The organism is Chryseobacterium sp. SIMBA_038 (assembly GCF_046535115.1).
Taxonomy (GTDB): Bacteria; Bacteroidota; Bacteroidia; order Flavobacteriales; family Weeksellaceae; genus Chryseobacterium.
On sequence record NZ_JAWRXH010000352.1, the window covers coordinates 1 to 247 of the forward strand.

The window sequence follows — 247 nt, forward strand, 5'->3', positions numbered from 1 at the left end:
GATTAAAAGCATTTTATCTGAATTTTACAAACAATACGGAGCATATTCACCCTTTTAATTATTCTATTTTCCTTACCTACGGGTTTGTTTTAGCACTGTTTGGAACGATCATACCTCCAATTTTATTCAATATTGGTTTCCCGAATGCAGGATTAGGTCTGGGAAGTATTGTTTCGTCGCTTGAACTTCCGGTTTCCGTAACGATGGCTTTCGTTTTATTAGGTGAGAAAGTACTCTTAATACAATG

At 35.6% G+C, this 247-nt stretch carries 1 pseudogene; it reads left to right on the forward strand.

The features are described 5' to 3' along the window. Positions 1-247 (forward strand): annotated as a pseudogene (locus SB689_RS23865) (EamA/RhaT family transporter); the annotation flags it as partial.